The organism is Rubrivivax soli (assembly GCF_049810355.1).
Taxonomy (GTDB): domain Bacteria; phylum Pseudomonadota; class Gammaproteobacteria; order Burkholderiales; family Burkholderiaceae_C; genus Rubrivivax.
Map to the genome: position 1 here is coordinate 125036 of NZ_CP187368.1, position 26090 is coordinate 151125.

The 26090-nt window shown below is 74.6% G+C and carries 26 protein-coding genes; 12 read left to right on the forward strand and 14 right to left on the reverse strand.

Features of this window, described 5'->3' with window-relative positions:
* Positions 1–7 precede the first annotated feature (7 nt).
* Genes ACPOLB_RS00560 through ACPOLB_RS00570 form a run of 3 tightly spaced genes read left to right on the forward strand, consistent with a single transcriptional unit; the run spans position 8 to position 3604 of the window.
* Positions 8–859: a glycoside hydrolase family 16 protein gene (locus ACPOLB_RS00560; RefSeq protein ID WP_425259328.1), complete on the forward strand. Its 852-nt coding sequence runs from the start codon at positions 8–10 to the stop codon at positions 857–859.
* On the forward strand, positions 852–2333 hold the full coding sequence (locus ACPOLB_RS00565) for an oligosaccharide flippase family protein (RefSeq protein ID WP_425259329.1): 1482 nt from the start codon (positions 852–854) through the stop codon (positions 2331–2333). Before ACPOLB_RS00560 ends, ACPOLB_RS00565 begins: the two co-directional genes overlap by 8 nt.
* The gene (locus ACPOLB_RS00570) at positions 2330–3604 is read left to right on the forward strand and encodes a glycosyltransferase (protein ID WP_425259330.1); all 1275 of its coding nucleotides are present in this window, start codon (positions 2330–2332) and stop codon (positions 3602–3604) included. Before ACPOLB_RS00565 ends, ACPOLB_RS00570 begins: the two co-directional genes overlap by 4 nt.
* On the opposite strand, the gene ACPOLB_RS00575 is transcribed toward ACPOLB_RS00570, so the two are convergent.
* Genes ACPOLB_RS00575 through ACPOLB_RS00595 form a run of 5 tightly spaced genes read right to left on the reverse strand, consistent with a single transcriptional unit; the run spans position 3573 to position 9547 of the window.
* Entirely contained in the window at positions 3573–4730 is a 1158-nt protein-coding gene (locus tag ACPOLB_RS00575) for an acyltransferase family protein (protein ID WP_425259332.1), read from the reverse strand. The genes ACPOLB_RS00570 and ACPOLB_RS00575 overlap by 32 nt on opposite strands.
* Positions 4697–5863 carry a glycosyltransferase family 2 protein gene (locus tag ACPOLB_RS00580; RefSeq protein ID WP_425259333.1) on the reverse strand — a complete coding sequence of 389 codons (1167 nt, stop codon included), beginning with the start codon at positions 5861–5863 and terminating at the stop codon, positions 4697–4699. Before ACPOLB_RS00580 ends, ACPOLB_RS00575 begins: the two co-directional genes overlap by 34 nt.
* Positions 5863–7266: a hypothetical protein gene (locus ACPOLB_RS00585; protein WP_425259335.1), complete on the reverse strand. Its 1404-nt coding sequence runs from the start codon at positions 7264–7266 to the stop codon at positions 5863–5865. Before ACPOLB_RS00585 ends, ACPOLB_RS00580 begins: the two co-directional genes overlap by 1 nt.
* Positions 7267–7280: 14 nt before the next feature.
* Positions 7281–8159, reverse strand: a complete 879-nt coding sequence (locus tag ACPOLB_RS00590; protein WP_425259336.1) for a polysaccharide biosynthesis tyrosine autokinase — start codon at positions 8157–8159, stop codon at positions 7281–7283.
* On the reverse strand, positions 8156–9547 hold the full coding sequence (locus tag ACPOLB_RS00595; RefSeq protein ID WP_425259338.1) for a Wzz/FepE/Etk N-terminal domain-containing protein: 1392 nt from the start codon (positions 9545–9547) through the stop codon (positions 8156–8158). Before ACPOLB_RS00595 ends, ACPOLB_RS00590 begins: the two co-directional genes overlap by 4 nt.
* Before the next feature lie 487 nt (positions 9548–10034).
* Here ACPOLB_RS00595 and ACPOLB_RS00600 point away from each other — a divergent pair, with 487 nt between their 5' ends.
* Positions 10035–11411 carry a glycoside hydrolase family 16 protein gene (locus tag ACPOLB_RS00600; protein WP_425259339.1) on the forward strand — a complete coding sequence of 459 codons (1377 nt, stop codon included), beginning with the start codon at positions 10035–10037 and terminating at the stop codon, positions 11409–11411.
* 180 nt (positions 11412–11591) lie between these two features.
* Positions 11592–12419 (forward strand): polysaccharide export protein EpsE, encoded by an 828-nt coding sequence (gene epsE, locus ACPOLB_RS00605; protein WP_425259340.1) that lies wholly within the window; start codon positions 11592–11594, stop codon positions 12417–12419.
* Positions 12420–12443: 24 nt separating this feature from the next.
* Here epsE and ACPOLB_RS00610 read toward each other — a convergent pair whose 3' ends face one another.
* The 5 genes from ACPOLB_RS00610 to ACPOLB_RS00630 all read right to left on the reverse strand — a co-directional run bounded on the left by ACPOLB_RS00610 (position 12444) and on the right by ACPOLB_RS00630 (position 16632).
* Complete coding sequence (locus ACPOLB_RS00610) at positions 12444–13727, reverse strand: hypothetical protein (RefSeq protein ID WP_425259341.1); 1284 nt, start codon at positions 13725–13727, stop codon at positions 12444–12446.
* Positions 13724–14605: an FkbM family methyltransferase gene (locus ACPOLB_RS00615; RefSeq protein ID WP_425259342.1), complete on the reverse strand. Its 882-nt coding sequence runs from the start codon at positions 14603–14605 to the stop codon at positions 13724–13726. The genes ACPOLB_RS00610 and ACPOLB_RS00615 overlap by 4 nt, the downstream gene beginning before the upstream one ends.
* A gap of 116 nt (positions 14606–14721) precedes the next feature.
* Complete coding sequence (locus tag ACPOLB_RS00620) at positions 14722–15069, reverse strand: hypothetical protein (protein WP_425259343.1); 348 nt, start codon at positions 15067–15069, stop codon at positions 14722–14724.
* Between the two features lie 240 nt (positions 15070–15309).
* Positions 15310–15534, reverse strand: coding sequence for a hypothetical protein (locus tag ACPOLB_RS00625; RefSeq protein WP_425259344.1), 225 nt, complete (start codon positions 15532–15534; stop codon positions 15310–15312).
* A 75-nt stretch (positions 15535–15609) separates the two neighbouring features.
* Positions 15610–16632 (reverse strand): alpha/beta hydrolase family esterase, encoded by a 1023-nt coding sequence (locus ACPOLB_RS00630; protein WP_425259345.1) that lies wholly within the window; start codon positions 16630–16632, stop codon positions 15610–15612.
* 200 nt (positions 16633–16832) lie between these two features.
* Between ACPOLB_RS00630 and ACPOLB_RS00635 the strand changes: the two genes are divergently transcribed.
* From ACPOLB_RS00635 to ACPOLB_RS00660, 6 genes are all read left to right on the forward strand, one after another.
* Positions 16833–17330: a hemerythrin domain-containing protein gene (locus tag ACPOLB_RS00635; RefSeq protein ID WP_425259346.1), complete on the forward strand. Its 498-nt coding sequence runs from the start codon at positions 16833–16835 to the stop codon at positions 17328–17330.
* Positions 17331–17348: 18 nt separating this feature from the next.
* Positions 17349–17594, forward strand: a complete 246-nt coding sequence (locus ACPOLB_RS00640; RefSeq protein ID WP_425259347.1) for a hypothetical protein — start codon at positions 17349–17351, stop codon at positions 17592–17594.
* Complete coding sequence (locus tag ACPOLB_RS00645) at positions 17591–17926, forward strand: hypothetical protein (RefSeq protein WP_425259348.1); 336 nt, start codon at positions 17591–17593, stop codon at positions 17924–17926. Before ACPOLB_RS00640 ends, ACPOLB_RS00645 begins: the two co-directional genes overlap by 4 nt.
* Before the next feature lie 77 nt (positions 17927–18003).
* On the forward strand, positions 18004–19068 hold the full coding sequence (locus tag ACPOLB_RS00650) for a 3-oxoacyl-[acyl-carrier-protein] synthase III C-terminal domain-containing protein (protein ID WP_425259349.1): 1065 nt from the start codon (positions 18004–18006) through the stop codon (positions 19066–19068).
* A complete protein-coding gene (locus ACPOLB_RS00655; RefSeq protein ID WP_425259350.1) occupies positions 19065–19799 on the forward strand; it encodes a methyltransferase domain-containing protein in 735 nt (244 codons plus the stop codon). Before ACPOLB_RS00650 ends, ACPOLB_RS00655 begins: the two co-directional genes overlap by 4 nt.
* Positions 19796–21091: an FAD-dependent oxidoreductase gene (locus ACPOLB_RS00660; protein ID WP_425259351.1), complete on the forward strand. Its 1296-nt coding sequence runs from the start codon at positions 19796–19798 to the stop codon at positions 21089–21091. Before ACPOLB_RS00655 ends, ACPOLB_RS00660 begins: the two co-directional genes overlap by 4 nt.
* A 40-nt stretch (positions 21092–21131) precedes the next feature.
* On the opposite strand, the gene ACPOLB_RS00665 is transcribed toward ACPOLB_RS00660, so the two are convergent.
* Both ACPOLB_RS00665 and ACPOLB_RS00670 read right to left on the reverse strand, forming a co-directional pair.
* Positions 21132–21464, reverse strand: a complete 333-nt coding sequence (locus ACPOLB_RS00665; protein ID WP_425259352.1) for a DUF1840 domain-containing protein — start codon at positions 21462–21464, stop codon at positions 21132–21134.
* A 37-nt stretch (positions 21465–21501) separates the two neighbouring features.
* Entirely contained in the window at positions 21502–21921 is a 420-nt protein-coding gene (locus tag ACPOLB_RS00670) for a PRC-barrel domain-containing protein (protein WP_425259353.1), read from the reverse strand.
* Between the two features lie 248 nt (positions 21922–22169).
* On the opposite strand from ACPOLB_RS00670, the gene ACPOLB_RS00675 reads away from it, so the two are divergent.
* The gene (locus tag ACPOLB_RS00675) at positions 22170–22790 is read left to right on the forward strand and encodes a response regulator (protein ID WP_425259354.1); all 621 of its coding nucleotides are present in this window, start codon (positions 22170–22172) and stop codon (positions 22788–22790) included.
* A 42-nt stretch (positions 22791–22832) separates the two neighbouring features.
* Here the strand turns inward: ACPOLB_RS00675 and ACPOLB_RS00680 are convergent, their stop codons facing one another.
* Together ACPOLB_RS00680 and ACPOLB_RS00685 are read right to left on the reverse strand one after the other, a co-directional pair.
* Positions 22833–23483 (reverse strand): hypothetical protein, encoded by a 651-nt coding sequence (locus ACPOLB_RS00680; protein ID WP_425259355.1) that lies wholly within the window; start codon positions 23481–23483, stop codon positions 22833–22835.
* 36 nt (positions 23484–23519) lie between these two features.
* Complete coding sequence (locus tag ACPOLB_RS00685) at positions 23520–26078, reverse strand: chemotaxis protein CheB (protein ID WP_425259356.1); 2559 nt, start codon at positions 26076–26078, stop codon at positions 23520–23522.
* Positions 26079–26090 lie beyond the last annotated feature (12 nt).

The window sequence follows — 26090 nt, forward strand, 5'->3', positions numbered from 1 at the left end:
CGCCGGCATGGATGCGGCCCGCCGTGGTTTCCTGTCGTCGGCCCTGCTCGGCGCGGGCGCTGCCGGCGCCTTCGTGCCGCCGGGCTACCGGCTGACGTTCAGCGACGAGTTCGATGCACCCGACACGGCACGCATCAACGAAACCGCCAGCGGCGGCCGGCCCGGCGCGCCGGCCTGGCGCAGCCGCTACCGCCACGCGCGCAGCACCGCGATCAACGGCGAGAAGCAGGTCTACGTCGACGTCGCCTACCGTGGCAGCGGCGGCGTGGCGCTGGGACTGCAGCCGTTCTCCATCCACGACGGCGTGCTCAGCATCCGCGCCGAGCCGCTGGCCGCGCCCCTGTCGGCCGTGCTGGGCGGGCAGCGCTACAGCTCGGGCTGCATCACCAGCGAGCTGGGCTTCTGGCAGCGCTACGGCTACTTCGAGATGCGCGCGCGCATGCCGGCCGGCCGCGGCTTCTGGCCCGCGTTCTGGCTGCTGTCCAAGCGCGGGGTGTGGCCGCCCGAGATCGATGTCGTCGAGGCCTCGGGCGCACGGCCGCACGGCGTGCACGTGGGCGTGATCGAGCAGGGCCGGTCGCCGGCGCAGCCGGGCGGACGCTGGCTGGACGGCGTGGTCGACACGACCGACGGCTTCCACACCTACGCCGCCGAGTGGACGGCCGAGGACGTGGCCTTCTCCATCGACGGCCGCGTGCACTTCCGCAGCGGCCGCCACGGCCTGCACGAGCCGATGTACCTGCTGGCCAACCTGGCCGTGGGCAGCCACGACGCCCACTGGGTGCCCGACCCCGACGCCAGCACGCCGTGGCCGGGCCGCTTCGAGATCGACCACATCCGGGTCTACCAGCGTGGCTGAACCATCCACCGTGTACCACCCGGCTGCACGCGCGCGACCCATGCTCTGGTCGAGCCTGGAATCGCTGAGCCTGGCGCTGGTGGCGTTCCTGGTGCTGGCGATGCTGGCGCGGCATCTCGACGCCGAGGCCTTCGGCCGTGTCGCGGTGGCGCTGGGGCTGGTGCAGATCGCCTGCTCGTTCGTCGAGAGCTTCTTCCACGACGTCGTGGTGCAGCGGCCGGGGCTGCTGCCCGCCGAGGTGGACGCGGCCCACACCAGCGGCCTGCTGGTGGCGGCGGTGCTGGTGCTGGCCATCGGGCTGGCCAGCGGCTGGGCGGCGTCGCAGCGTGCGCCGGGGACGCCGGTGGGCGTGGCGGAACTGGTGCTGTGGATGTCGCCGTCGGTGCTGCTGGCGGCGTGGTCTGCGATGTCGGTGGCGCAGTTGCGCCGCCAGCTGGCGATGCGCCCGCTGGCGCTGGCCATGGCCGGCAGCCGCCTGCTGGCCGGCGGCACCGCCATCGTCGCCCTGTGGCAGGGCGCGGGCGTGTGGGCGCTGGTGCTCAACCAGAACGTGGCGGCCGCGTCGCTGGTGCTGCTGCTGCTGGCGGTGCGGGCCCCGAAGGCGCAGCTGACGCGCGACCTGCTGCCGGCGTGGCGCCTGGCGGGTTTCGCGGCCTGGAACTCGGCCTCGGGCCTGATCAATGCCAACCTCGGCCGCGGCTTCCAGGTGGCCTGCGGCTTCGTGCTGCCGGCCGCCGTGGTCGGGCAGGTGGCGCTGGCGCTGCGCGTCGTGGACATGCTGGTCTCGGTGCTGGTGACGGGCGTCACGCGCGTGGCGCTGTCGCGTCTGGCGGCGGCGGCCCAGGCCGTGCGCGGTGACGACGGCACCCGCGACCTGGTCGCCACCTACCTCGGCACGACCAAGCGGCTGTCGGCCGTGATGGTGCCGGTGCTGGTGCTGATGGCGGTGCTGGCCGAACCGCTGGTGCAGTGGGTGGGCGACGGCGGCTGGGCCCTGGCCGCCAGCCTCGTGACCTGGTTCGCGCTGGCGCAGGCGCTGCGCAGCCCCAGCTACCTGGCCGGCACGCTGTTCGTGGCGCTGGGGCGCCCGCGCCTGGGCCTGTGGGTGAGCCTGGCCGACCTGGCGAGCCTGGTGCTGATGATGCTGCTGTGGCCCAGCCCGCTGGCCTGGGTGCTGCGGCTGCTGGTGGTGGTGCCGCTGGTGCTGTGGCTGGTGCGGCGCCACGCGGGCATCGGCTGGTCGGCGCTGGCCGCGGCGGTGCGCGTGCCGTTCGCGGCTGCGCTGCTGATGGGCGCGGCCGTGCACGCCGGGCTGCCGGCGCTGCAGGCGCTGTCGGTCGGGCCGCTGCCGGTGCTGGCGCTGGGCGGCGTGGCGGGCGCGCTGCTGTACGCGCTGTGCGCCGCCGTGCTCTCGGGCGGTGCCCGCAGGACGCTGTGGCGCCACCTTGCCACCCCCGGGGGCGGCGCGCGATGACGCCGCCGCCCGCGCTCCCCGCGGCTGCCCCGGCGCTGCGCTGCCTGTGGCTCGCGCGGGCGCTGCCGTTCCCGCAGGACAGCGGCGACCGCATCTACTCGGCGCGGCTGGCGCGTGCGCTGGCCGACAGCGGCTGCGACGTGCACCTGGTCGGCCTCGCCGCCGGACCGGTGCCGGTCGACGACGCCGCGCCGCGGCCGCCCGGTGCCGGCACCTTGCGCTGGGACGCGGTCGGCGGCGGCGCCGCGCCCACCTGGCGCGCGCTGCTGAGCCCGCAGCCCTTGAACGGCGCCATCCACGCCACGCCGGCCTACCGCCGGCGCCTGGCCGCGCTGCTGGCCGAGCGCTGGGATCTCGTCGTCCTCGACCACTACGGCATGGGCTGGGCACTGCCCCAGGTGCTGCGCAGCGCGCAGCCCGGCACCGCACGGCCGGTGGTGGTGCACGTCGCGCACAACCACGAGACCACGCTGTGGCAGGACATGGTGCGCCTGTTCCGCGGCGCGCCGCTGCGCCGCCTGGGGCTGTGGCAGAACCTGCAGAAGCTGCGCCGCGTCGAGCAGCGCCTGGCGACGTCGGTGGACCTGCTGTGCTGCATCACGGCCGAAGACGCGGCGGCCTTCGCGCGCACCCCGGGCGCCCGGCCGTCGCTGGTGCTGACGCCGGGCTTCGGCGGCCTGCAGCTGCCCGACCGCACGCTCACACCCGCGACGCCGCGGCGCGTGGTGATGGTGGGCTCGTTCCGCTGGGTCGCGAAGCAGGAGAACCTGCGCGCGCTGGTGCAGCAGGCCGACCGGGTGTTCGCCGCGCACGGCATCGGCCTGGACGTGGTCGGCGACGTGCCCGCGGCGCTGCGTGCCGAGCTCGCCGGCTGCACCAGCGCCACGCTGCACGGCTTCGTCGAGGACATCGCGCCGCTGTTCCGCCAGGCGCGGCTGGCCATCGTGCCCGAGGTCATCGGCGGCGGCTTCAAGCTCAAGTTCCTGGACTACGTGTTCGGCCGCGTCGCGGTGGTGACGCTCGACGCCGCCGCCGCGGGCCTGCCGCCCGAAGTGCGCGCGGCGATGCTGGGCTGCGCCGACCTGGACGCGCTGGTGGACACCGTCGTGCGCCACATCGACGCGCTGGCGGAACTGGACCGGCGCCAGCGCCAGGCCCACGCGGCAGCGGCGGCGCTGTTCCACTGGCCCGACCGCGGCGTGGCCCTGCGCGACGCGGTGCTGGCGCTGGCGCCGGCCGCTACGGCGCCAGCGCCAGTGCGCGCGGCCTGAGCAGGCCCAGGCGCGCGCGCAGCCAGCCGCCGAAGGCCTGCTCCATCCAGCGCCAGCTCAGGCTGGCCAGCCACCACGACAACGCCAGCGACACGGCCGCGAACAGCAGCGTCGCGGGCCACTGGCCGGCCCCGTCGGGCCACAGGCGCAGCACGGCGCGCTTGGCCGCGAACATCACCAGCAGGTGCCACAGGTAGAAGCTGTAGCTGATGGTGCCCAGGCGTTGCAGCAGCCGCGTGCGCAGCAGGGGCATGGCCTGCGACCCCGGCGCGCACAGGCAGGCCAGGGCCCAGCCTCCCACCGACAGGGCCGCCACCAGCGCCGGCCCGCCGCCCTGCTGCAGCAGCACCGGCAGCGTGGCGGCGGTCTCCAGCCCGGCGGCGTCCACCGCACGCCACAGCAGCAGGAAGGCCAGCAGCGCCGGCGTCGCCAGCCCGTGCCAGCGTGACGCGGGCAGCGCCCGGCACGGCGCCAGCGCCACCGCCACGCCGACCGCGAAGCACAGCGCCACCGGCAGCAGCAGCACCACGGCCGCCACCAGCACGGACGCGGCCAGGCCGCGCACGGCGGCAGGCAGGCGCCGCGCCTGCGCCAGCGTGGCGATCGCGGCCGCCACGGCATAGAACAGCGCCTCGACCGTCAGCGACCACGAAGCCGGATGCAGCAGCGGCAGCGGCAACAGCGGCGGCAGCAGCAGGGCGTTGGCCGCGACGATGCCCAGCCAGTCCAGGAAGCCCGGCGACGGCTGCGCGCGCCCACCCAGCCACGGCCACAGCAGGCCGATCAGCAGCACCATCGGCACCCACAGCGGCAGGATGCGCAGGCAGCGGTCGACGAGGAAGCCGCGCACGCTGGCGTGCCGGCGCAGGCTGAGCACGATGACGTAGCCGCTGATCATGAAGAAGATCTCCACGCCGTGGGCCATCGCGCCCACGCCCCAGTCGAGCGCGCGCTGCCAGTCCGCGCCGACGGCCGGCGGCGTCAGGCCGGACCGGGCGGCGTGGAACACGAACACCAGCGCCACGCACAGCCCGCGCAGGCCGTTGATGTTGGCGCTGTAGCCGGCGCTGCCGCTTCCGGCGCCCGCGCCGCTCAGGGCTTGCGGATCGACGCGGCCGGCTGCCATGTCTGGAAGCGGTCACCGAGCAGCGAGCGCCAGACGCCGACGCCGGCACCGGCCATCGCGCTGAGGATGTCGAACAGCTGCGCCACCGGCTGCACCGGGAACCGGTGCCCCAGCAGCCACAGCGTGGCCAGCAGCGCGACGCCGCCGGCCGCCGCCAGCGGCCACCCGGCGACCAGCGCCGCGGCGGCCAGCGCGACGAAGGCGATGGCCAGCAGGTAGATCGTGAACCAGCGCAGCAGCTTGTGCGACACGTACTTGTACAGCGACAGCAGCGGCAGCCGCCGCAGCCGCGGCCACAGCAGCCGGTGCACGTTGAAGGCCTGGCAGGCGATGCGCACCTTGCGCTGGAACTCCTCGTGCATCGACGACACCGATTCCTCGTAGGCCCGCACGTCGGTGGCCTGCACGATGCGCCGGCCGCCGCAGAGCACGCGGAAGGACACGTACATGTCGTCGATGATGTGGTCGGGCGGCGGCCGGTGCAGCGCGCGCCGGATGGCGAACAGCGAGCCGTCGGCGCCCATCACCGAGCCGGTGTCGGTCTCCAGCCGCTTGATGCCTTCCTCCAGCCGCCAGTACAGCGAGCCGGTGCGTGCGGTGGTCGAGTCCGCGGCGTTGGTGTAGACGAGGCTGCCGCAGACGCAGCCCACGTCGGGGTCGGCGAAGTACGGCGCCAGGTGCGCCAGCGCCTGCGGGTCCAGCATCACGTTGGCGTCGGTGAAGACCACGATGTCGGCCTGCGTGCGCGCCACCAGCTGGTTCATGCCGTGGGTCTTGCCGGTGCGCCGGTCCGACACCACGAGCTGGATGCGGTCGGCGTAGCGACTGCAGATCGATGCGGTGTCGTCGCTGGATGCGTCGACGTAGACCAGGATCTCCAGCCCCGGATGCTGCGCGCGCAGCGCCAGCAGGTTCAGCAGCTTGGCCTCGATGACACGCGCCTCGTTGTAGGCGCAGGTGCAGATCGCGAAGCGGGGCGGCACGGCTGCGGCGCCGCCGGGCGGCGGTGCCGGCGCTGCACGCCGCCAGCGCCGCAGCGCCAGCAGCGACAGCGGGTAGGTCACGAAGGGGTGCAGCGCCAGCAGCAGCGCGCCGCCGCCGATGGCCAGCAGCAGCCAGGTCGTCATGCTCATCACGGGGTCGGCCTCTTGCGGTGGGTGGAACTGGGGCGGGCGGCGCGCGCGGGCCACAGCAGGACGCTGGCCGCGATGCCGACCGGGAAGGCGACGAAGGCACCGTTCACCAGCAAGGTGGTGCACAGGCCGAGCCGGAAGGCCAGCGGGGCGCGCACGCTGTTCATCGCGGCCACCAGGAAGCCGAAGAACAGCACCGCGCCGGTGACGCCGTACTCGAACAGCATCTTGGAGAAGGACATCTCGGCCGTCGCCTGGCGGGCCACTGCGGCGTGCCTGGCGAAGCTGCCGGCGCCGGCGCCGAAGAGCACCCGCGCCGGCTCGGGCCACCACTGGCGGTCGAACATGTCGACCCAGGCCACGAAGCGGGCCGAGCCGCTGGAATGCGCCGACTGGAACTCGCTGGTGCGGCGCAGCAGCGGCTGCAGCGGCAGCAGGTCGTCCAGCAGCACCAGCGCCAGCACCACGAGCGCGCCGACGAGCAGCAGGTCCCAGCGCCCCTTCACCACCACCAGCCCCAGCAGGCCGACGCCGGCGACGATGAGCCCGGTGCCCGAGTAGCTGACGGCCAGGCCCGCCACCAGCAGCAGCACGCGCAGCGGCCGGCTGCGCAGCGACAGCTCGAGCAGCAGGCCGAGCGCCATGAACTGGCTGAAGAACGACGGCTCCAGGAAGAACACGCCGTTGGACTTCAGCGTCGTGCTGCCGTAGTCCAGCGGGATCAGCGTGTTGAACTTCTGGATCAGCCAGGCCGGCGGCACGAAGTGCTCGACCGGGTACGCCAGCCGCGTGCCCAGCGCATGCTGCAGCGCGAACTGCAGCACGCCGAGCGCGGCGAACAGCGCGGCCAGGTCGACCATGCGCTGCAGCGCGCGCGCCAGCGGCGGTGCGCCTGCCAGGCGCTGCACGCTGCCGCGCTCGGGCCGCAGCCGCAGCGTCAGCGGCAGGAACAACGCCGCCAGCAGCAGCAGCGATGCGGGCGAGAACGGGGCGTCCCGGAACAGCTGCGTGCAGCCCAGCCAGGCCAGCATCGCCAGGTACATCATCAGCCGCTCGCGGTGCACGCGCAGCAGGCCGCTGGCGAGGCCCCAGGCCGTCGCCAGCACGAGGATCGGCACGTCGGCGCCGAGGCCCATCGCGCCCAGCGGCGGCAGGGAGAGCTTGGCGAGCACGGTCACGGCCAGCAGCGGCGTGTACTGCAGCACGGTGCGGCCCCACGAGCGGGCCGGCGCGTGGGCTGGAGCCTGTGCCTGTCCGTCTGCATGCCGCTGCGCCCTGACCGATGACCGCGCCGGAGGCGGAGCCGCGGCGCCTGGCGGGGCGGCGGCCGCCCCCGCCGGCACCACGCCCGTCCGGGCCGGCGGCGCCACGGCGGCGATGCTGCCGGCGCTGAAGGTGGCCATGCCGCGTCGGCGCGTCAGCGGCGGTTGACCGCGGCACCGACGATGGCCACGCCGACCTGCCGCAGCGCGTGCACCAGCAGCGCCACGTCGTCGCGCGAGGCGCGTCCCGGCGCACTGACCAGCAGCGCCTGCCGCGCCTGCGCGCTGACGATCTGGGCGTCGGCACCGGTGCTCCACGCGGGCGTGTCGATGATCACGATGTCGTGGTGCAGCCGGGCCTGCTCGAGCACCGGGCCCATGGTGCGTGCCGCCAGCAGCTCCTGCGGATGCGGGGCCCGCGGGCCCGCGGGCAGCAGGCTCAGCGACCCGTAGCCGTCGATGCGCTGGATCTCGTGCCCGTTGCCGCGCCCGCTGACCAGCGTGCTCAGGCCGCGGCTGTTGTCGACGCGGAAGATCGCGTGCTGGCGCGGGTGCCGCAGGTCCATGTCGATCAGCAGCGTGCGTTCCTGCAGCTGCGCGAAGGCCACGGCCAGGTTGGCGGCGATGAAGCTGCGACCCTCGCCGCGGGCCGCGCCGACGATGCTGACGCACTGCGTCTGCCGCTCGTGCATCCAGTGCAGGGCCAGCTGCGCGCGCAGCGTGCGGATGGACTCGGCCACCGGGTCCGTGGCATGCGTGGAGACGACCAGTTCGCTGCCGTCGGCCCAGCGTGGCATGCCCGGCACGTTGCGCTGGCGCGCCAGTGCTGCGTCGACGTCCTCGCGGCTGACCAGGCCCAGCTGCATCGCGGTCTCGCCGAAACGCAGCCGCGTGCCGCGCTGGGCGTCGGCGATGGTCGGGATGTCGTCGGCGCGCAGGTGCCCCAGCGCCACCAGGCGCATGCCGATCGGTTGGTCGTCGCCGTGCTGCACGCGCAGGTCCGGCGCGTTGAACAGGCCGAGCGGCTTGTTCATGCCGGCGCCCCCAGCACCGGGCGGCTGCGGCTGCCCGGCAGGCGTGCATGCGGCACCACGGCCAGCAGCGGAACGCCCCACTGGCGCAGGTCGGCCGGGTAGTGGATCAGCGGCCGGCGGCGGTCGAGCAGCAGTGCCACCAGCACGCCCAGCACCGTGCCCAGCGCCAGCCCCAGCGGCACCAGCAGCACGAGGCCGGGGCGCGACGACTCGGACGGCGCCACGCCGACGCTCAGGATGCTGGCTTCCGGGCTGGGGCTGCTGCTTTCCTGGCGCGTCTGCACCAGGCGCAGCTGCACCTGTTCGTAGGCCTTGCGGGCGCTCTCGGCGTCGCGTTCGAGCATGCTCATGCCGTCACGCGCGGTCTTCAGCTGCAGCACGCGCCGGCGCTGGGCTTCCAGGCTGCCGCGCAGCGAGGCCTCCCGTTGTTCGTTGATGCTGGCGCCCATGCGCAGCGACGCCGCGGCGCGCGCCACCTCGCGGTCGAGTTCGGTCTGCAGCTGCGCGACCTCGTCGGCGACGGCCAGCAGCTGCGGGTGCTTGGCGCCCAGGCTGCCGCGCGCCACCTGCAGGCGCGCCTGCGCCGCGGCCAGGCTCGAGAGCAGCTGCTGCACCACCGGGCTGACCAGCACGTCGGGGCTGCTGCCGGCGCGGGCCTGGGCCTGCTGGCTGCGCGACGACGTCTCGATGCGCTGCGCCCGCGCCTCGATCTGCAGCGCGCTCAGCGCGTTGAGCGAGGCCGTCTCGACGTCGAGCCGCTCGTCGCCCCCGACGATGCCGTTCTGCCGCTGGTACGCCGACAGGCGCGACTGCGCCACCTCCAGCTGCGCGCGCAGCACCTGCGCCTGCTCGGTGAAGAACGCCGCCGAGACGCGCGCCGGGTCGCTGCGCAGCGACAGCGCGGTGGCCAGGTAGGCGTCGGCGAAGGCGTTGACGATGGCCGCGGCCTGGACCGCGTCGGGCCCCGCGTACTGCAGGTCGAGCACGTTGCTGTCCTCGGCCGCCGGGCGCACGTCGAGCGACTTCAGCAGCCGCGCCGCGATCCAGGCCTCGGCGTCGCCCTGGCCCTGTGTGGCGCGCTGCCAGGCGGCGCGCTGCGCTGGGTCGTCCACCAGCCGCAGACGGCGCACCACCTGGCGCGCCACGCCGTCGCTGCGCACCATGCTGGCCTGCGTGCCCAGCACGTTGCGCGGCGTCACGGCGCGGGCCTCGGCGACACCGAGCACCGGGTTCAGCCCCCGCACGTCCAGCACGATGGCCGCCGCGGCGGTGTAGCGCGGCGGCAGCGCGGCGTGCACCGCCAGCGTCAGCGCCAGCACGGCGGCGACGGCGAGCACCACCGCCCGCCAGCGGGCGCCGAGGATGGCCATCAGTCGTGAAATGTCCATCGGGTGTCCGTCGGAAGGCGAGGGTGGTGGGGACCCGCAGCGGAGCCGGGGGAAGCAGGCGCCGGGCAAGGCACGGGCGCCTGCAGTCTGTGGGCCGCGCGGGCGGCCGTCCGTGCGGTGCACCACGCAACGCGGGTCTGCCGTCGGGGCACTTGTGAGCAGACGCGTCCCGGCGGATCGACGGGCTGCCGACGTGCGGTTGGCAGCGTCCCCCGCGCCAGGCAGGCATGGCGGCGCGGTCCGCGCGAGGCGCGCGTGCGTGCGCTGGCGCACAGACAGGCGTGTCGCATGGTGCGCTGGCGCACGCGCGGGGCGCCGGCGGCGGCGCGAGCGCCGCCTTACCGGCACACACAGCGCCTGCCGCGTGCGCCATCAGAGTGCGGCGACTCAGCCCTGGGCCGCCCGCGCTGCATCCCCCAGCCCGCGGGCGCGGCGGTGACAGGTGCGTGGTCCCGGGCCCGTCCCCACCCACGTTCCAGGAGTCGCCATGACCCGTCTCGCCGCACCGCATGCGGTCCTTCTTGCATGGGCCGCCTGCGGCCTCCTGTTCACTGCCGGCTGCGGTGGCGGCGGGTCGACGGCCGGCGCGCCGGCGCGGCCGGCTGCCGCCGTGGCCGACACCGCCGACACGGCGCCGCTGGAATTGGTCGACAACGGCAGCTTCGCGCTCGGGCTGCGCCACTGGAGCGCGCGGGACACGATGCTGGTGCCCAGCAGCCAGCGCCCGGGCGGGCAGATGCTGCACATCGCGGGCACCGCCACGCAGCCGATCGTGGCCGGCCGCCTGGAGGCAGGCCGGTCGTACACGCTGCGCGTGACGGCCCGCCTGGCACAGGCGGGTGCGCCCGCGACGCTGGCCGTGCAGTTCCGCCGGCCTGCGGGGGCCGAGCGCATCCGCGTCTACCCGGTGCAGGTCACGTCCACCGGGTTCCAGGTGCTGCAGGTCGACTTCACGGCGCCGCCGTATGCCGCGATGGGCGAGGTGGCCCTGGCCGCCGGCGGCACGCCGCTGCAGGTGGACACGGTGTCGCTGCAGACCCGCGCGACGATCGTGCAGACCGAGCCGCGCACGAGCACCTGGGACTCGCACGTGCCCTGGGGCTACGAACTGGTCTTCAACGACGAGTTCAACGGCAGCACGCTGAACCGCAGCAAGTGGTTCACGCGCTACCTCTACGCCGATGGCATGCTCGACCGGCTCAACGACGAGCAGCAGCGCTACCGCGACAACGGCAACCACAGCGTCGCCGGCGGCGTGCTCAGCCTCACCGCCCGCCAGGTGTCGACGAACGCCGCCGATGGCATCGACCACGAGTCGGGAATGATCCGCTCGGACTGGACCGCCCGCCACGGCTACTTCGAGGCCCGTGTGCGCATGCCGGGGGCCATCGGCCTGTGGCCGGCGTTCTGGCTGGCGTCGGACGTGGCGGCCGACGGGTCGCTGGCATGGCCGCCGGAGATCGATATCTTCGAGTTCGTCAACAACGGCGTCGAGGACACGGCCGACATGCTGCACTCGGGCGTCGTGCCGCTGCCCGGCATGCCGTCGACCTTCTCGTACGCGGACCCGGCCTTCGACACGCAGTGGAACTACTACCGCGCGCCGTTCCGCTTCGACGCGGGCTGGCACACCGTGGGCGCCGAGTGGACACCGACCGCGGTGACCGTGTACCTCGACGGCAGGAAGCTGTACACGCGCAGCTATGCGTGGACCTTTCCGGACGGCAGCGCTGCCGGGCCGGCGCACCTGCTGCTGAACCTGGCCGTGGGCGGCGGCTGGGCCGGACGCCACGGCGTCGACAGCGCGGCACTGCCGCAGTCGCTGCAGATCGACTGGGTGCGGGCGTACCGCCTGCCGCCGTGAGGCGCCTGCCTGCAGGCAGGGCGTCGCCTGCGGGCACGCCCGGCCCGCGGCATGCCGGGAGCGATCGTGTACAATCGGCGCTCCAGGTCGCCGGGCCGAAGATTCGACACGGCGGCCTGGCGACCCCGGAGCCGGCGTGCGCGCTGCCCGGCCTGCGCGCCACCCACCCGAGGTCCTGCCATGTCCACCCGCCTGCAACGCGCCTGGCGCGCACTCCGTGCCGCCGGCACCCTGGTCCTGGGGGCGCTTGCCCTGCAGCCGCTGCAGGCCGCCGACGCCCCGGCGAACTACACCATCGGCGCCGGCGACCTGCTGCGCTTCGCCGTCTTCCAGCAGCCCGACCTGTCGCTGGAGACGCGGGTGTCCGAGAGCGGCATGATCAGTTTTCCGCTGCTCGGCGCGGTGCGCCTGGGCGGGCTGACAGTGGCGCAGGCCGAGGCCGAGATCACACGCGGACTGCGCGAGGGCAGCTTCCTGCAGCAGCCGCAGGTGACGCTGCTGCTGGTGTCGGTGCGGGGCAACCAGGTCTCGGTCCTGGGCCTGGTCAACAAGCCGGGGCGCTTTCCGCTCGACGTGGTGGGCATGCGCCTGTCCGAACTGCTGGCGCTGGCCGGCGGGCTGGCCCCGGGGGCCAACGACATCGTCACGCTCAGCGGCGAGCGCGACGGCAAGGCTTTCCGCAGCGAGGTCGACCTGCCTGCCCTGTACGGCCGGCAGCCGAGCGGCACCGACCCCGAGCTGCGCAACGGCGACGTGGTCTTCGTCGACCGCTCGCCGGTGGTCTACGTGCATGGCGAAGTGCAGCGCCCCGGCAGCTTCCGCCTCGAGCGCGACATGAGCGCGATGCAGGCGGTCGCGGCCAGCGGCGGCGTCACGCTGCGCGGCACGCTGCGCGGCCTGCGCGTGCACCGCCGCGATCCCGAGGGCAAGCTGCAGATGCTGCAGCCCGGCCTGGCGGACAAGCTGCAGGACGGCGACGTGGTCTTCGTGCGCGAGAGCCTGTTCTGAACACGGCGGGCCGGGCATCGCGCCTCAGCTCCAGCGCAGCGTGATCTGCGTGCTGCACGAGACGGTGTCGACGCGGTACGGCGTCGACAGCACCGAGCCGGCGGCGCGGCGCTCCTGGGTCACGCCGCAGGTCAGCACGGTGCTGCGCGCCGCGGCGTAGCGCACGCCCAGCCGCACCAGCCCGCTGCGGTCGTGGCCGGTCAGCAGCAGCACGCTGCCGTCGTCCTGCACGCGGGCCGCGCTCAGCCGGCGCTGCGTGCGCTGCAGGTCGAGGCCGAGCGTGATCTTGCCCGTCAGGTCGTGTTCGAGGCGCGCGCTCCAGGCGGTGCTGCGCTGGCGTTCGTCGCCGCCGCTCGGGAGGTCGTCACCTGCGCTGCCGGAGCGCAGGAACACGGACTCGCTCCCGGTCTCGCGGCTCAGCGCCGCGCGCAGCCGGGTGCGGCCGGTCACGGTCCACTGCCAGTCGACCTGACCCGTGGCACCGCGGAAGTCACCCTGCGCGTCGGCATCGTCGCGCTGGTGCGTCAGGCTCAGGCGGGCCTGCAGCGCGCTCTGGCCCGTGGCCACCCAGCGCAGGCCGACGTCCAGATCGCGGCGGTGGAAGCTGCGCGCGGTGCCGTCGCTGCCGCCCGGCACCTGGCCACGCGTGGCGCGCGGGCCGATGCTGGCGCTGAGCGGCCCGAGCGGGTTCCACTGCAGCGACGCACCCACGCTGTCCAGGCGCACACGTTCGTCCTCGAACGCCGCGGCCGTGTGGTCGACGCGGCGGTGGCCCAGGGCCAGGTTCGCCACCCACTGCGCCAGCAGCCCGAGCTGGGCACTGGCCAGCGTCTGGTCCACGGTCTGCAGGTTGGCGCCGCGGAAGTCGGGGTCGAGCACGGTGCCGTAGGACGCGAGCTGGCGTTGGCTCTCGTGCGACAGCGCCCAAGAGACCTCGCCTGCGGTCGATCCCCGCCATGCCAGCTTGCCGTCGTGGCCCGTGTGGTCCAGGGCACGCTGCTGCCGGTAGCGCTGGCCGCGCACCGCCAGGTGCCCCTGCAGCTGCTGGCGCCCGAAGCGCTGGTCCAGCGCGGCACGCAGCGTGGCGGTGGCGTGGCGGTCCGCCACGGCCGACGCGTCGGGGCTGCGGAAGAGGTTGTCGTCGTCGACCAGCGCCAGGCCGGCCGCCAGGCTGTAGGGGCTGGGCTCGGTGGCGGGCGCGTCGAACTGCGCCAGCGCCGGCCCGGCCACCGCGCACCAGGCGGCCACGGCCAGCCGGCGGCGCACCGCCCGCGGCGGCGGCTGCGGCATCGCGTGGGGCGCGTTCAAGGCGCAGGCGTGAACAGCACGTCGTAGGTGGGCTTGGCCAGCGGGCCGGCCAGCGGCCGCAGCTGGATGACCGGGCGCAGCGGCGACAGCCGCGCCGTGTGCGCGGTGTAGCCGTGGGCGCGGAAGAGCGCGAACACCTCGGCGGCGCTGCTGCCGAAGCGCCGGGCGTGCGTGTCGCCCAGTTCGACGTAGAAGCGTGTCCGCGGCCGGCGCAGCAGGTCGGGCATGCCCTGCAGCACACCGAGCTCGGCCCCTTCGACGTCGATCTTCACCAGCACCGGCACGTGCGCCGGCAGCTTGTCGCGCAGCAGGTCGTCGCCGCGCTCGAGCTTCACGCAGGGCTGGCCCGGTGCTTCGTCGCCCACGGTGATGCGCGTCGTGCCGTGGTGCGCGCCCGCGACCAGGCGCACGATGCCGCGCTGCGCGCCCAGGGCCACGGTCGTCACCGACAGGTTGCGGATGTCGTTGTGCGCGATCGACTTCCTCAGGCGCCGCACCAGCACCGGGTTGGGCTCGAAGGCATGCACGTGGCCGCCCGGGCCCACCAGGCGCACGGCGGCCAGCGACACGAAGCCGATGTTCGCTCCGACGTCGACGACGACATCGCCCGGCCGCAGCAGGTGCGCCAGCAGCGCGACGATCTCGTCCTGGTAGAAGTGGCCGCAGCGCAGTGCGTAGCGCTCCATCCAGTCGGTCTCGAAGAGGTCCATCTCGTAGCCGTGCGGCTCGACACGGCGGCGCGTGGCCATGCTCGGCAGCCCCTGGCGGTAGGGGTCGCGGCCGACCATGCGGGCCCACAGGCGGAAGCGCCAGAACGGCGAGATCCTCGCCGCCAGGCCGGCGACGCCATGCGCCACCTGCTCACGTATCGCGTTCAAGAACTGCTCCTGCGGGTTGGGGGAGTGGGGCGGGCGCACCCGTGCGGGCGGCGCGCCGTCGGCCGATGGTCGCCGGCCGGCGCCGGGGCGGTCTGTGCGCTGGCGCACCCGGCAGTTCAGCGTGCCGCTGGTGCCGAGGGTGCGGCGCCGCGCGCTGCCGACAGCCGCTGCGCCAGGCCGGCCTGGGCCGTCAGCTCGCCGAACCACACGCGGTAGCCGGCGTCGCTGGGGTGCAGGCCGTCGGCCGCGTGCAGCCCGGGCTGCTGCACGAACGGATCGTCGGCGCGTTCGCGGAACAGGCGCACGACGTCGTTGCCGCCGGCCATCACCAGCACCATGTCGACGCGGTCGCTGCCGTCCAGCTGCGCCAGCACCGCGTCCAGCGTCGCGCCGTCGCGGGCCCGGCTGTCGATCTGCAGCCGCGCGAAGGCCGGCCCAGCAGTCCCGCCACGCTGGCCTGCCACCCGCTGGCGCCGGTGCCCACGGCCGTGCTGTCGCCCACGACCAGCAGCCGCAGCACGGGCTGCCCGGGCGTGCGCTGCAGCAGGGTGCTCAGCCGCACGAGGTCGGCCGAGGCGTGCAACCGCCAGGCGGTCCTGGCGCCCAGCCAGAGCGCCAGCGCGACGGCGCTCCAGCCCGGCAGCTGCCCCGGCGGCACGGGCGGCATGCGGTGGCGGCGTGCAGGCCCGGGCCGCGTCGGCACCTCACGCGGCCTTCGGGCCATCGAGCTGGATGGCCTTGCTGGCGATGTAGCGCCGGTAGTCGGTGAGCGGGATCGCCGCCGAGCCGTGCGAGTCGCCGTCGGTCCAGCTGATCGTCGCGTCCAGGGCGGTCTCGTCGATCTCGCAGGGCCCCGGGCGGATCGTGATGTTTGGCCCGTCGCCCTCGCGGTACTCCACCTGGCCGGTGATGCGTGCGGTGCGGGTCATGGCGGCTCCGGGGGCTGGGTGCATCGGCGCAGCTTCGGCGCAGGGCAGCCGGCTGGTCGGTGCGCTGCCGCACGTTCAGGTCCGCGCGGCCTGCTGGCGGAACTGCCGCGCCGCGAAGGCCCACACCATGCGCGATGCGTCGGGGCCGTGGCCGTCGCCGAAGGGCTGGCCCGCGGCACCGCCGCTCCAGGCGTGGGCCAGGCGGTCGACGACGACCAGCGTGGCCACCGTGCTGCCGCGTGCCAGGAAGTCCACCACCGACATCGGGTGGCGCCTCCCGCGTTGTACGGTGCGCGGCGGACCGGCGCGCGCACCCGCCGCGCCGGCCCAGGCCTGCACGGCGGCCAGGCCGTTGCGCGGCGAGACCACGGTGTCGGCGGCGCCGTGGATCACCAGCAGCGGCGGCCAGTGCGCCTGCATCGTGGCCGGTGTCGCGGCCAGCGGGGAGGTCTGCCGCTGGCCCTGCATCGCGCGCAGCGCCGACAGCGTCGAATGCGCGGTTCCCGGCGGCACGCCCGAGTGCATCGCCACCGCCCGGAAGCGCGCCGGGTGGCGGGTGACCAGCAGCGCGGCCATGCTGGCGCCCGCCGACAGGCCTGCCACGGCCACCCGCGTCGGGTCCACCGGATGCAGCAGGCAGACCTGGTCGATCGCCTGCAGGATCAGGGCGGCCTCGCCGAGGGCACGGCCGGTGCCGGTGTCGAACCAGTTCCAGCAGCCCTGGCCGTTGGCGCGCCGGTCCTGCTCGGGGTAGAGCACCAGGAAGCGTTCGCGCAGCGCGACGCGGTTCATGCCCGTGCTGGTGGCGAAGCTGTCGGCGTTCTGGCCGCAGCCGTGCAGCATCACCAGCAGCGGCAGCCGCTCGCCAGCGCCGACGCCAGGCGGCCTGTACAGGCGGTAGCGCCGCGTGCCGGCAGCGCCCATCACCACGCCGGGCATCCACGCGCCGGCACCGCCGGGCGCGGTGCGGCGGGCGGTCGCGGGCTGCAGGCGGGTGGCCAGCAGCCGCGCCCCCGAGCCGGTGGCCAGGCGGGTCAGCGCCACCAGGCTGTGCTGGAAGCCCGGGCTCCACGCGGTCTTGCGGGCGCGCCGTCTCATCGGCGCATGTGGGGCGTTCGTGGCATGCGGGGTGCGCGTGGCATGCGGTGCATGCGGGGCCGTCGGGGAGAACCGGGCGGCTGGCGGGCCGATGGGGCTGCGGCCAGTGTGGCCGACGCCGGCGCCGGGCGGCGTGCGCGAACGCACAGACGCCCGCGGCCCGCCTGTCTACGGTCCGCCTTCTCTCTACAGGACACCCCATGACAGCCACCAAGACCACCCGCCGCACCAACGCCGCCGACCACGACAAGCCGGCGCCGAAGGACGCCATCGCGCTGCTGAGGGCCGACCACACGGCCGTGCGCCAGATGTTCACCGACTACGAGAAGACACGCTCCGTGGCCACCAAGATGTCGCTGGTGGCCGACATCTGCAGTGCGCTGACCGTGCACGCGCAGATCGAGGAGGAGATCTTCTACCCGGCCGTGAAGGCCGCGCTGAAGGACAAGCTGCTGGTGCCCGAGGCCACCGTCGAGCACACCAGCGTGAAGGACCTCATCGCGCAGCTCGAGGGCGTCGAGCCCGACGGCGAGATGTACGACGCGAAGGTCAAGGTGCTGTCGGAATACGTGAAGCACCACGTCCAGGAAGAGCAGAACGAGATGTTCCCGCAGGCCAAGGCCACGTCGCTGGACATGGTCGAGCTCGGTGCCCGCATGGCGACGCGCCGTGACGACCTGCTGGCGCAGGCCGCCTGAACCCCGGAAGGACATGCGATGAACGAGAGCTTCCAAACCGCCGCCCGGTCCGACGTGCCCTGGCCCACCAGCGCCGAACGCGCCCGCGTGCCGGACACCTCGATGCTGCCCGACGCCGAACGCCCCGCGGCGGCCGCCGTCGCCGATGCCGCCTGGACCGACGGCCTGCGCGACACGCTGCGCACCACCGTGCGCAGACATCCGCTGGCGTGGATCGCGGCGGCGGGCGTGCTGGGCATGGTCGTCGGCCGCCTGCGGCGATGACACGCCACGGCACGCGGTGGCGCCTGCCGGCCGCGGCCGCGGCGCTGCTGGCGCTCGCTGCCTGCGGCAGGACGCCGCCGGAGCCGCCGCCGCCGGCCGCGGCGCCGGTGGCGGACGGTGCCGCGCCGGCCACGGCCGGCGGCACCGACGGTTCGGTGCCCGCCGCCGGCTCGGTGCTGACCCCGGGCTCCGCCGCGCGGCCGGACCCGGCCGCCGGCCGCTCGGGGTCGGCGATGACGCCGGCCCAGGAGTCCGGCGCCATGCCGTTGCCGGGGCAGAACAACGACCACTCCGCGCCGCTGCCGCCGGCGCGCCGCGCCAGCAGCCCGTGAGCCTCCACGTCGCCGCGTCGACCCGGCCCGCGGCGCCTGTGCTCCGCGGCGAGGCCTGCGCACCGGCGCCCTGATCGATGCACGTCCTGGGCGTCGGCACGGCACACCCTCCGGCGCGCTACACCAAGGCGGCCTGCCTGGAGGCGTTCGAGCGCTCGGCCTGGTTCGCGCGGCTGGACGGGCGCACCCACCTGATCGCACGCACGGTGCTGCAGCGTGACAACGGCATCGAGGCGCGCCGCCTGGCGGTCGACACGCTGGACGAGGTGTTCGCGATCGATCCCGACACACTGGCCGCGCGTTTCCGCACGCACGCCCCGGTGCTCGCAGCGCAGGCCGCAGCGCGTGCACTGGCGCAGGCCGGGCTGCGGCCTGCGCAGATCGACGCCGTGGTCGTCAGCACCTGCACCGGCAGCTTGTGCCCGGGGCTGTCGGGACACGTCGTCGAACGGCTGGGGCTCCGCCACGACGTGCAGGCCTACGACCTCGTCGGCCAGGGCTGCGCTGCGGCGCTGCCCAACCTGATGCTCGGCAAGGCGCTGCTGGACGGCGGCGGCTGCGCACAGGTGCTGTCGGTCTGCGTGGAGATCAGCAGCGCCGCGATGTACCTGGACAACGACCCCGGTGTGCTGATCAGCGCCTGCCTCTTCGGCGACGGCGCCGGCGCCGCCGTGCTGGCATGCACGCCCGGCGCGGGGGCCTGCGGCCGGCGGATCGCCTGGAAGGACAGCACGTCGCTGGTGGAGCCCGCCGAGCGCGCAGCACTGATGTTCGAGCAGCGGGGCGGCCTGCTGCGCAACGTGCTGACGCGGGCCGTGCCGACGCTGGCGGCCGACCACGCACAGCGCGTGCTGGGCACCGTGCTGCACCGCGCCGGCCTGCAGCCGGGCGACGTGGGCACCTGGATCCTGCACGCCGGCGGCCGCGACGTGCTGCAGGCGCTGCAGCGACGGCTGGAACTGCAGCCCGCCGACCTGCGCCACAGCGCGGCCATGCTGCGCGAGTACGGCAACCTGTCCAGCGCCTTCGTCTACTTCGTGCTGGAAGCGGCGCTGGCCGACGGCGCCGCGCCGGGCTGGTGGTGGCTGTCGTCGTTCGGCGCCGGCTTCAGCTGCCACGGTGCGCTGCTGGAGGTGCAGTGACGCTGGCGCGCACCGTCAGCGCCGAGACGCTGGACCACCTCGCGCCCGACGACCCCGCCGCGCGGCGGTCGCGCCGCGACCTCGTGCGTGTGCACCGCGCGATGGGCACGCGCGCGATCGTGGCCGGCGGCTGGCAGGCGCTGGTCGGACCGGCGCGCGCGGCGGCGCCGCTGCGCATCCTGGAACTCGGGGCCGGCGACGGCACGCTGCTGCTGGGCCTGGCGCGCGCGCTGGCACCGCGCTGGCCACAGGTGCAGCTGTGCCTGCTGGACCGCCAGGACATCGTCGCGCCCGCGACGCTGGCAGGCTTCGCCGCGCTGGGCTGGCAGGTGCGGGTGCAGGCGATCGACGTGCTGGCCTGGGCGGCGAGGCCGGAAGCAACGGTGCCGGGCACGCGCTGGGACCTGATCACGACCAGCCTGTTCCTGCACCACTTCGACGGCGCGGCGTTCGAGCTGCTGCTCGGCGCTGCGGCGGCGCGCTGCGACCGCTTCTTCGCCTGCGAGCCGCGCCGCTCGGGGCTGGCACTGGCGGGCAGCCACCTCGTCGGCGCGCTGGGGGCGAACGCGGTGACGCGCGAGGATGCGGTGCGCAGCGTGCACGCCGGCTTCCGCGGCACCGAGCTCGATGCGCACTGGCCGCGCGCCGGCGGGCACTGGCACACGCGCGAAGGCGCCGCCGGCCTGTTCAGCCACTGCTTCAGCGCCTGGCGCAGCGGGACCCCGCGGTGACCGCTGCGGCGCACCGGGCCTTCGATGTGCTCGTCGTCGGCGCCGGGGTGGCGGGCACCACCGCGGCGATCCAGCTGGCCCGCGGCGGCTGGTCGGTCGCGCTGGTGGAGCGCCAGCCGTTTCCGCGGCGCAAGGTGTGCGGCGCCTGCGTCGCAGCCAGCAACCTGCCGCTGCTGCAGGCGCTGGGGGTGGGCGATGCCTTCCAGGCCAGCGCAGGCCCGGAGCTGCGCCGCGTGGCGCTGCTGCACGGCGACGGCAGCGCCGAGGCCGACCTGCCCGCGGCGCCCGCCGGGCAGCCGGCCTGGGGCCGCGCGCTGGGGCGCGAGACGCTGGACGCCCTGCTGCTGGCGCAGGCGCGTGCCGCCGGCGCCACCGTGTTCCAGCCCTGGGCGGTGCAGGCCCTGCTGGGCGCGCCCGGCGCCTGGCACTGCGAGCTGCGCGGGCAGGCATCGGCAGCGCTGCTGCGGCTGCGTGCGCGGCTGGTCGTCGACGCGCACGGCTCGTGGGAAGCGCTGCCGACGGACCGTCCGCGGCGCCGCCACGCGCGCAGCGCGTCCGACCTCTTCGCGTTCCAGGCCGCCTTCACCGGCGGCGCGTTGCCGGCCGGCGCGATCAGTGTGCTGGCGCTGGAGGGCGGCTACGGCGGCATGGTCGTGGCCGACGCGGGTGCCACCACGGTGGCCTGCTGCATCCGCCGCGACCGCCTGCATGCCCTGCGTGGCGCGGCGCCGGGCCTGCGCGCCGGCGACGCGGTCGAGGCCTGGCTGCGGCGCAGCTGCACGGGCGTGCAGCGTGCGCTGCAGGGCGCCGTGCGCGACGGGCCCTGGCTGACCGCGGGCCCGCTGGACCCCGGCGTGCACCTGCACGGCGAGGACGGCATCTTCCGCGTCGGCAATGCCGCCGGCGAGGCGCACCCGATCCTGGGCGAGGGCATGAGCATGGCGCTGCAGTCGGGCGCGATGCTGGCGGCGCTGCTGCTGGGGTCCGGCGGGACGTCGCCGGTGCCGTCCGGCCGTGCGCAGGCCGCGCTGGTCCGGGCCCATGCCGCGGCCTGGCGCCAGGCTTTCGTGCCCCGCCTGCGGCTGGCGGCGGTGTTCGCGCACCTCGCGATGCGGCCGCGCGGTGCCGCCGCCCTGCTGTGCGTGGTGCGGCTCTGGCCGGGCCTGCTCACGCAGGGGGCGCGCTGGGGCGGCAAGGTGCGGATGGCGGCGCTGCCGGCGATGGCGCAGCATGCACCGTCCAACGACGTCGGCATCGCCGCGCGGCGCCCGCCGAGCGAAGGGCCGGCGTGAGCGCCACGAGCCCGCGGCGTGCGCGCGGGCGCCTGCGGTCTCAGACTCCCCAGACCACCGGTGTGGTCGCCGCGTGGGCCGACCGCAGCATCTGCACCAGCGGCCAGGTGCGCTGCCGCAGCGTGACCGGGGTTTCGGCGGCCTCGGCCAGGTCGTCGGGCAGCCCGCCCCGTGCACCGGGCGTGTCGCCGGCCGTGCGTCGCTCTTCCTCGGCGACGGCCCGTGCGATGGCCTCCAGCGCCGCCGGCAGCGCCGGCGGCTCGAGGATGCCGCGCGCGGCCGGCTCGCGGCCGATCAGGCGCAGCAGCGCGTCACCGTCGGGCTGCAGCAGGGTCACGTCGCCGGTCGCCCGGCTCTGGAACAGGTAGGTCATGGCGTGCTCCCGGTGGAACGAGCCCGTGGCGCGGGGCTCAGTCGGACGAATCGGACGTGTAGGGCGTGCCGTAGAACCTGTGCACGCCACTGGCCCACGTCTTGTCGGACATCGACGGCCAGCGGTCCTTGTCGAAGCCCGGTGCGTCCTTCAGCGCGTCCCGCTGCACGTTCAGGGTGAAGCGCTTGTTCTCGGTGTCCAGCGCCAGCGCCGCCCAGGGCACGGCGAACAGCTTGTCGCCCATGCCCAGCACGCCGCCGAACGACAGCACGGCGTACGCGATCTTGCCGGACGCCATGTCGATCATGAACTCCTTGATGTCGCCGAGGTCCTCGCCATCCTTGTTGCAGACGTCGTTGCCGAGCAGGGTGTCGGCCCCCATCAGCGCCGGGCCGGGACCCGAGTCGCCGTTGGCGTACATGCCGAAGTTGTCGCGTGCCACGTAGTTGGTGTCCATGTGCGTTCCTTGGAGTGGGAGAGGGCGGTCGGCGGGCCCGGCGCGCCCGCCATGCGGGCGGCGCGGCCGGGCAGCCTCGGAGCAGACCTTAGGGTCCGCCAGGCGCGCCGTCCGTGCGCGAACGAACACAGCACGCGGCGACGCTGCACCCGCGGGCTGCGGGGCGGACCACGTGTGCCAGCGCACATACACGGCCCGCGGTGCCATGCGACGCTGCACCGTCTTGTCCGCCCTGGGAGGTGCGCTCCATGAAGGCTCGTCTTGGTTCTGCCCCGCAAGCGCCGGCCGGCTGGCGCGGCGTGCTCGGCGCCTGGCTGCAGGCGGTGTCGCGCGAATTCCAGCCGGTGGCCGATCCGCCGCCGCTCGAAGCCGGCGCTGCCCGGGTGCGCAGGCGCCTGCCGGTGCGCGTTCTGGTGGTCGACGACAACCCCGTGAACCTGGCGATGCTTGCGTCCCAGCTGGAGCAGCGCGGCATCTCGCCGCTGCAGGCGGCCGATGGTGCCGAGGCCGTGGCGCTGGCCTGCGAGCTGCCGTTCGATCTGATCCTGATGGACCTGCAGATGCCCATCCTCGACGGGCTCGGCGCCACGGCCGCCATCCGGCGCTTCGAAGGCAGCATCGCGCGGCCCGCGGTGCCGGTCATCGCCTACTCCAGCCTGTCGCCGGGTGCGGGCGTGCTGTCCGCGCACGGCCTGAACGGCAGCCTCAGCAAGCCCTGCACCGACGAGGAACTCGACGACTGCCTGGCGCGGTGGTGCCGGCCCTGGCATGCGGCCGCGGTGGCGCCGGCCGGCGCAGGGGCCGCGCGCGACGGTGGCCGGTTGCCCGCTCGCCTGCCTGCGGGGCCGGCCGGCGCATCGATGCGCTGAGCCACCCGGGCCCGCGCCAGAGCGCCGGGCGGCGCTACCGCCTCACGCCACTGCGGCGGGTTGCAGGTCCGCCGGCAGGGGTGCCAGCGTCACCAGGAAGCGACCGGTCTCCGGAGCCGGGCCGATGCTGGCCAGCACCGGCTGCACATCGCCGCCGTGCGGGTGCAACTGCAGCAGGCACGCCGCCGGCCCGCGGTCGGGACCGGCGCCGACGCTGGCCACGGCCGCCCGGAGCCGGCGTGCGCTGTCGGTGCTGCACAGCGTGTCGAGCGCCAGGCCCTGCACGTCACCGCGCCCGAGCCGCAGCAGGTCGGCGCCGCGGCGGTTCAGCGCGTGCAGCACCAGCCGGGCGTCGACGGTGCAGCAGCCGACCGGCAGCGCCTCGTGCAGCGCGGTCTGCTGGCGCAGCGCGGACTCGATCTCGGCGCGCGACTCCTGCAGTTCCTGCGCCTGCAGGTCGAGCTCGACCTGGTGCACCTGCAGTTCGTGCAGCAGCGTCAGCGCGTCGTCGGCGGTGCCGGGGGACGATGCCAGTGCGTGCAGCACGCCCAGGGCGTCGACGGCGCGCTGGCTGTCGCCCTTGCTGGCGGCCGGGCCGCTCAGCCGGGATGCGGCCAGGCTGCGCAGCGCGGCCCGGCGCGTCGCGTCCGGGGCGTGAACGGCTTGTTCGGGCGGCTGGAGCAGGTCGGTCATGGCGGCCTTCGGGGTGTCGGGGACGGGAGGACCACTCTACGCCTTGCGCAGGCGCGACTCGAGTTCTTTTGCGACCGTGATGTCGACGAAGGTGATCACCACGCCCTGGATCACGTTGGCCAGCGTGCGGTACGGCATGATGCGCACGGTGAACCAGTGGCCGTCGGTGGTGGCGATCTGCTTCTCGCTGAAGGCCAGCGTGCGCAGCGTCTCCTGCACGTCGGCGTGCAGCGCGGGGTAGAGCAGCGTGCTGGCCAGCTCGCTCAGCGGCCGGCCGATGTCGCTTTCGCGCAGGTGGATGACACGCGCGATCTGCTCGGTGTAGCGGCGCACGTTGAGCTGGTTGTCGAGGAACAGCGTCGCGATGTCGGTGCTGTTGAGCAGGTTCTGCATGTCGCTCTGCGCCAGCGCCAGGTCGTCCAGCTTCGACTGCAGCTCGCCGTTGATGGTCTGCAGCTCCTCGTTCATCGACTGCGCCTCTTCCTTCGACGTCGTCAGTTCCTCGTTGGCGGACTGCAGTTCCTCGTTGGTCGACTGCAGCTCCTCGTTCGCCGCCTGCAGCTCTTCCTGCGAAGCACGCATCTCCTGGCGCAGCGCCTGGATCTCCTCGCGCGAGCGCAGCAGCTCGTCCGCGACACCCGGGTCGGCCGCGCCCGCGGCCTTGCCGCGCCGGCCGCGCCGGCTGGCCGCGACCTGCGCGTCGCGGAACACGACCAGCGCCATGCCTGCCAGCGACGCCGGCTGCACGATCGCCTGCACCGTGATGTCGACGGCGGCCGTCGCCTCGTCGTCCAGCCGCAGCGCCCGCAGCTCGACCGTGGACTTCTCGTGCAGCGCGCTGCGCAGCGCGACGGCGAGCTGCGCGCGGATGGCGGGCCGGGCCATCACGTGGATGTTCCAGTTCGCCTTGCCGGCCGCGGGCTCGAGATAGCGGCCGGTGCGCCCGCTGATGTAGACGATGTCGCCGGCCTCGTTCACCAGCACCGCCGGCGGCGTGTACGACTGCAGCAGCAGCTGGTCGGCGAGCGATTGCAGGTTCGACGGGGGCGGTTTCGGGTGGGGCAGAGCTGTCTCCTGCGACGCGGACCGCGAGGTCGGGCGCCGGTGGGTGGGAAAGACCACGGCGTCGGCGGCGCCACCGTGCTCGCTGCGCCAGTACAGCCGCGACTTGGGGCGCAGCGGCGTGAACAGCGACTGCGCGCGGCCGACGGTCTCGGAGCTGCCCAGCAGCAGCGCGCCGCCGGGTCGCAGGCTGTAGTGGAACAGGGGCACCAGGCGCTTCTGCAGCGCGGCGCCGAAATAGATCATGAGGTTGCGGCACGACAGGATGTCCAGCCGCGTGAAGGGCGGGTCGATGATCACGTCGTGCTGCGCGAACAGCACCATGTCGCGCAGCCGCTTGTCGATCAGGTAGCCGTCCGGTCGTTCGGTGAAGAAGCGCGCGAGCCGCTGCGGCGTCATGTCGCGCACGCTCGCCGCCGCGTAGCGGCCGCTGCGCGCCGACGCGATCGCATCGGCGTTCAGGTCGGTGGCGAAGATCTGCAGCGGGCGCCGCGCCGCGGCCGGCACGCTGTCCAGCGCCTCGACGTAGGCGATGGCCAGCGAGTACGCCTCCTCGCCGGTCGAGCAGCCGACCACCCACGCGCGCAATGGCCGGGTGTCGCTGGCCGGGCGCTGCAGCAGCGCGGGCAGGACCTGCTGCTGCAGGTCCTGCCAGACCTCCGGGTCGCGGAAGAACGCGGTGACGCCGATCAGCATCTCCTTGAACAGCAGGTCGAGCTCGTGCGGATTGGCCCGCACGAAGTCGACATAGGCCGCCAGCGAGGCGAGTCCGTGCACGGCGATGCGGCGGTCCACGCGGCGCACCAGCGTGTTCGACTTGTAGAGCGCCAGGTCGTGCCGCGTGTGGTCGTGCAGCAGCGCGAGCAGCGTGTCCAGCGCCGGGCCGCCGCCGTCGGGCGCGGCGGCGGGAGGCGCCACGTCGGTCGGCGTGCGCCCGACGATGGCCAGCAGGCGCGCCGGCAGCTCGGCCGGCAGCGCGACGACGTCGACACAGCCGGCGCCGATGGCGCTGCGCGGCATGGCATCGAACTGCGCCGACGCCGGCTGCTGCGCCAGGGCCAGCCCACCCTGCGACTTGATGGCCTGCAGCCCCAGCGTGCCGTCGGAGCCCATGCCCGACAGCACGACGCCGACCGCGCGCTCGCCCAGCTCCCGCGCGAGCGAGCTGAACAGCACGTCGATCGGCAGCCGCTGCCCGCGCGGCTCCTCCGGCTTGGCCAGGTGCAGCGCGCCGCCGAGCACGGTGAGTTCGGCGTCGGGAGGGATCACGTAGACGGTGTCGGCCGCCATCGGCTGCGCGTCCACCGCCTCCTGCACGGGCATCGCGGTGGCGCGTTGCAGCAGTTCGACGAGCAGGGTCTTGTGGGTCGGGTCCATGTGCTGGACCACGAGGAACACGAGTCCGCTCGATGCCGGCACGGCCGCCAGGAACTGCGTCAGCGGCTCCAGGCCTCCGGCCGATGCCCCGAGGCCGACCACGCACGGGCCCGTGGGCGCTTGCGGCAGGGGAGCGGTCCAGGGGCCATCGGGCATGGCCGAGTCTAC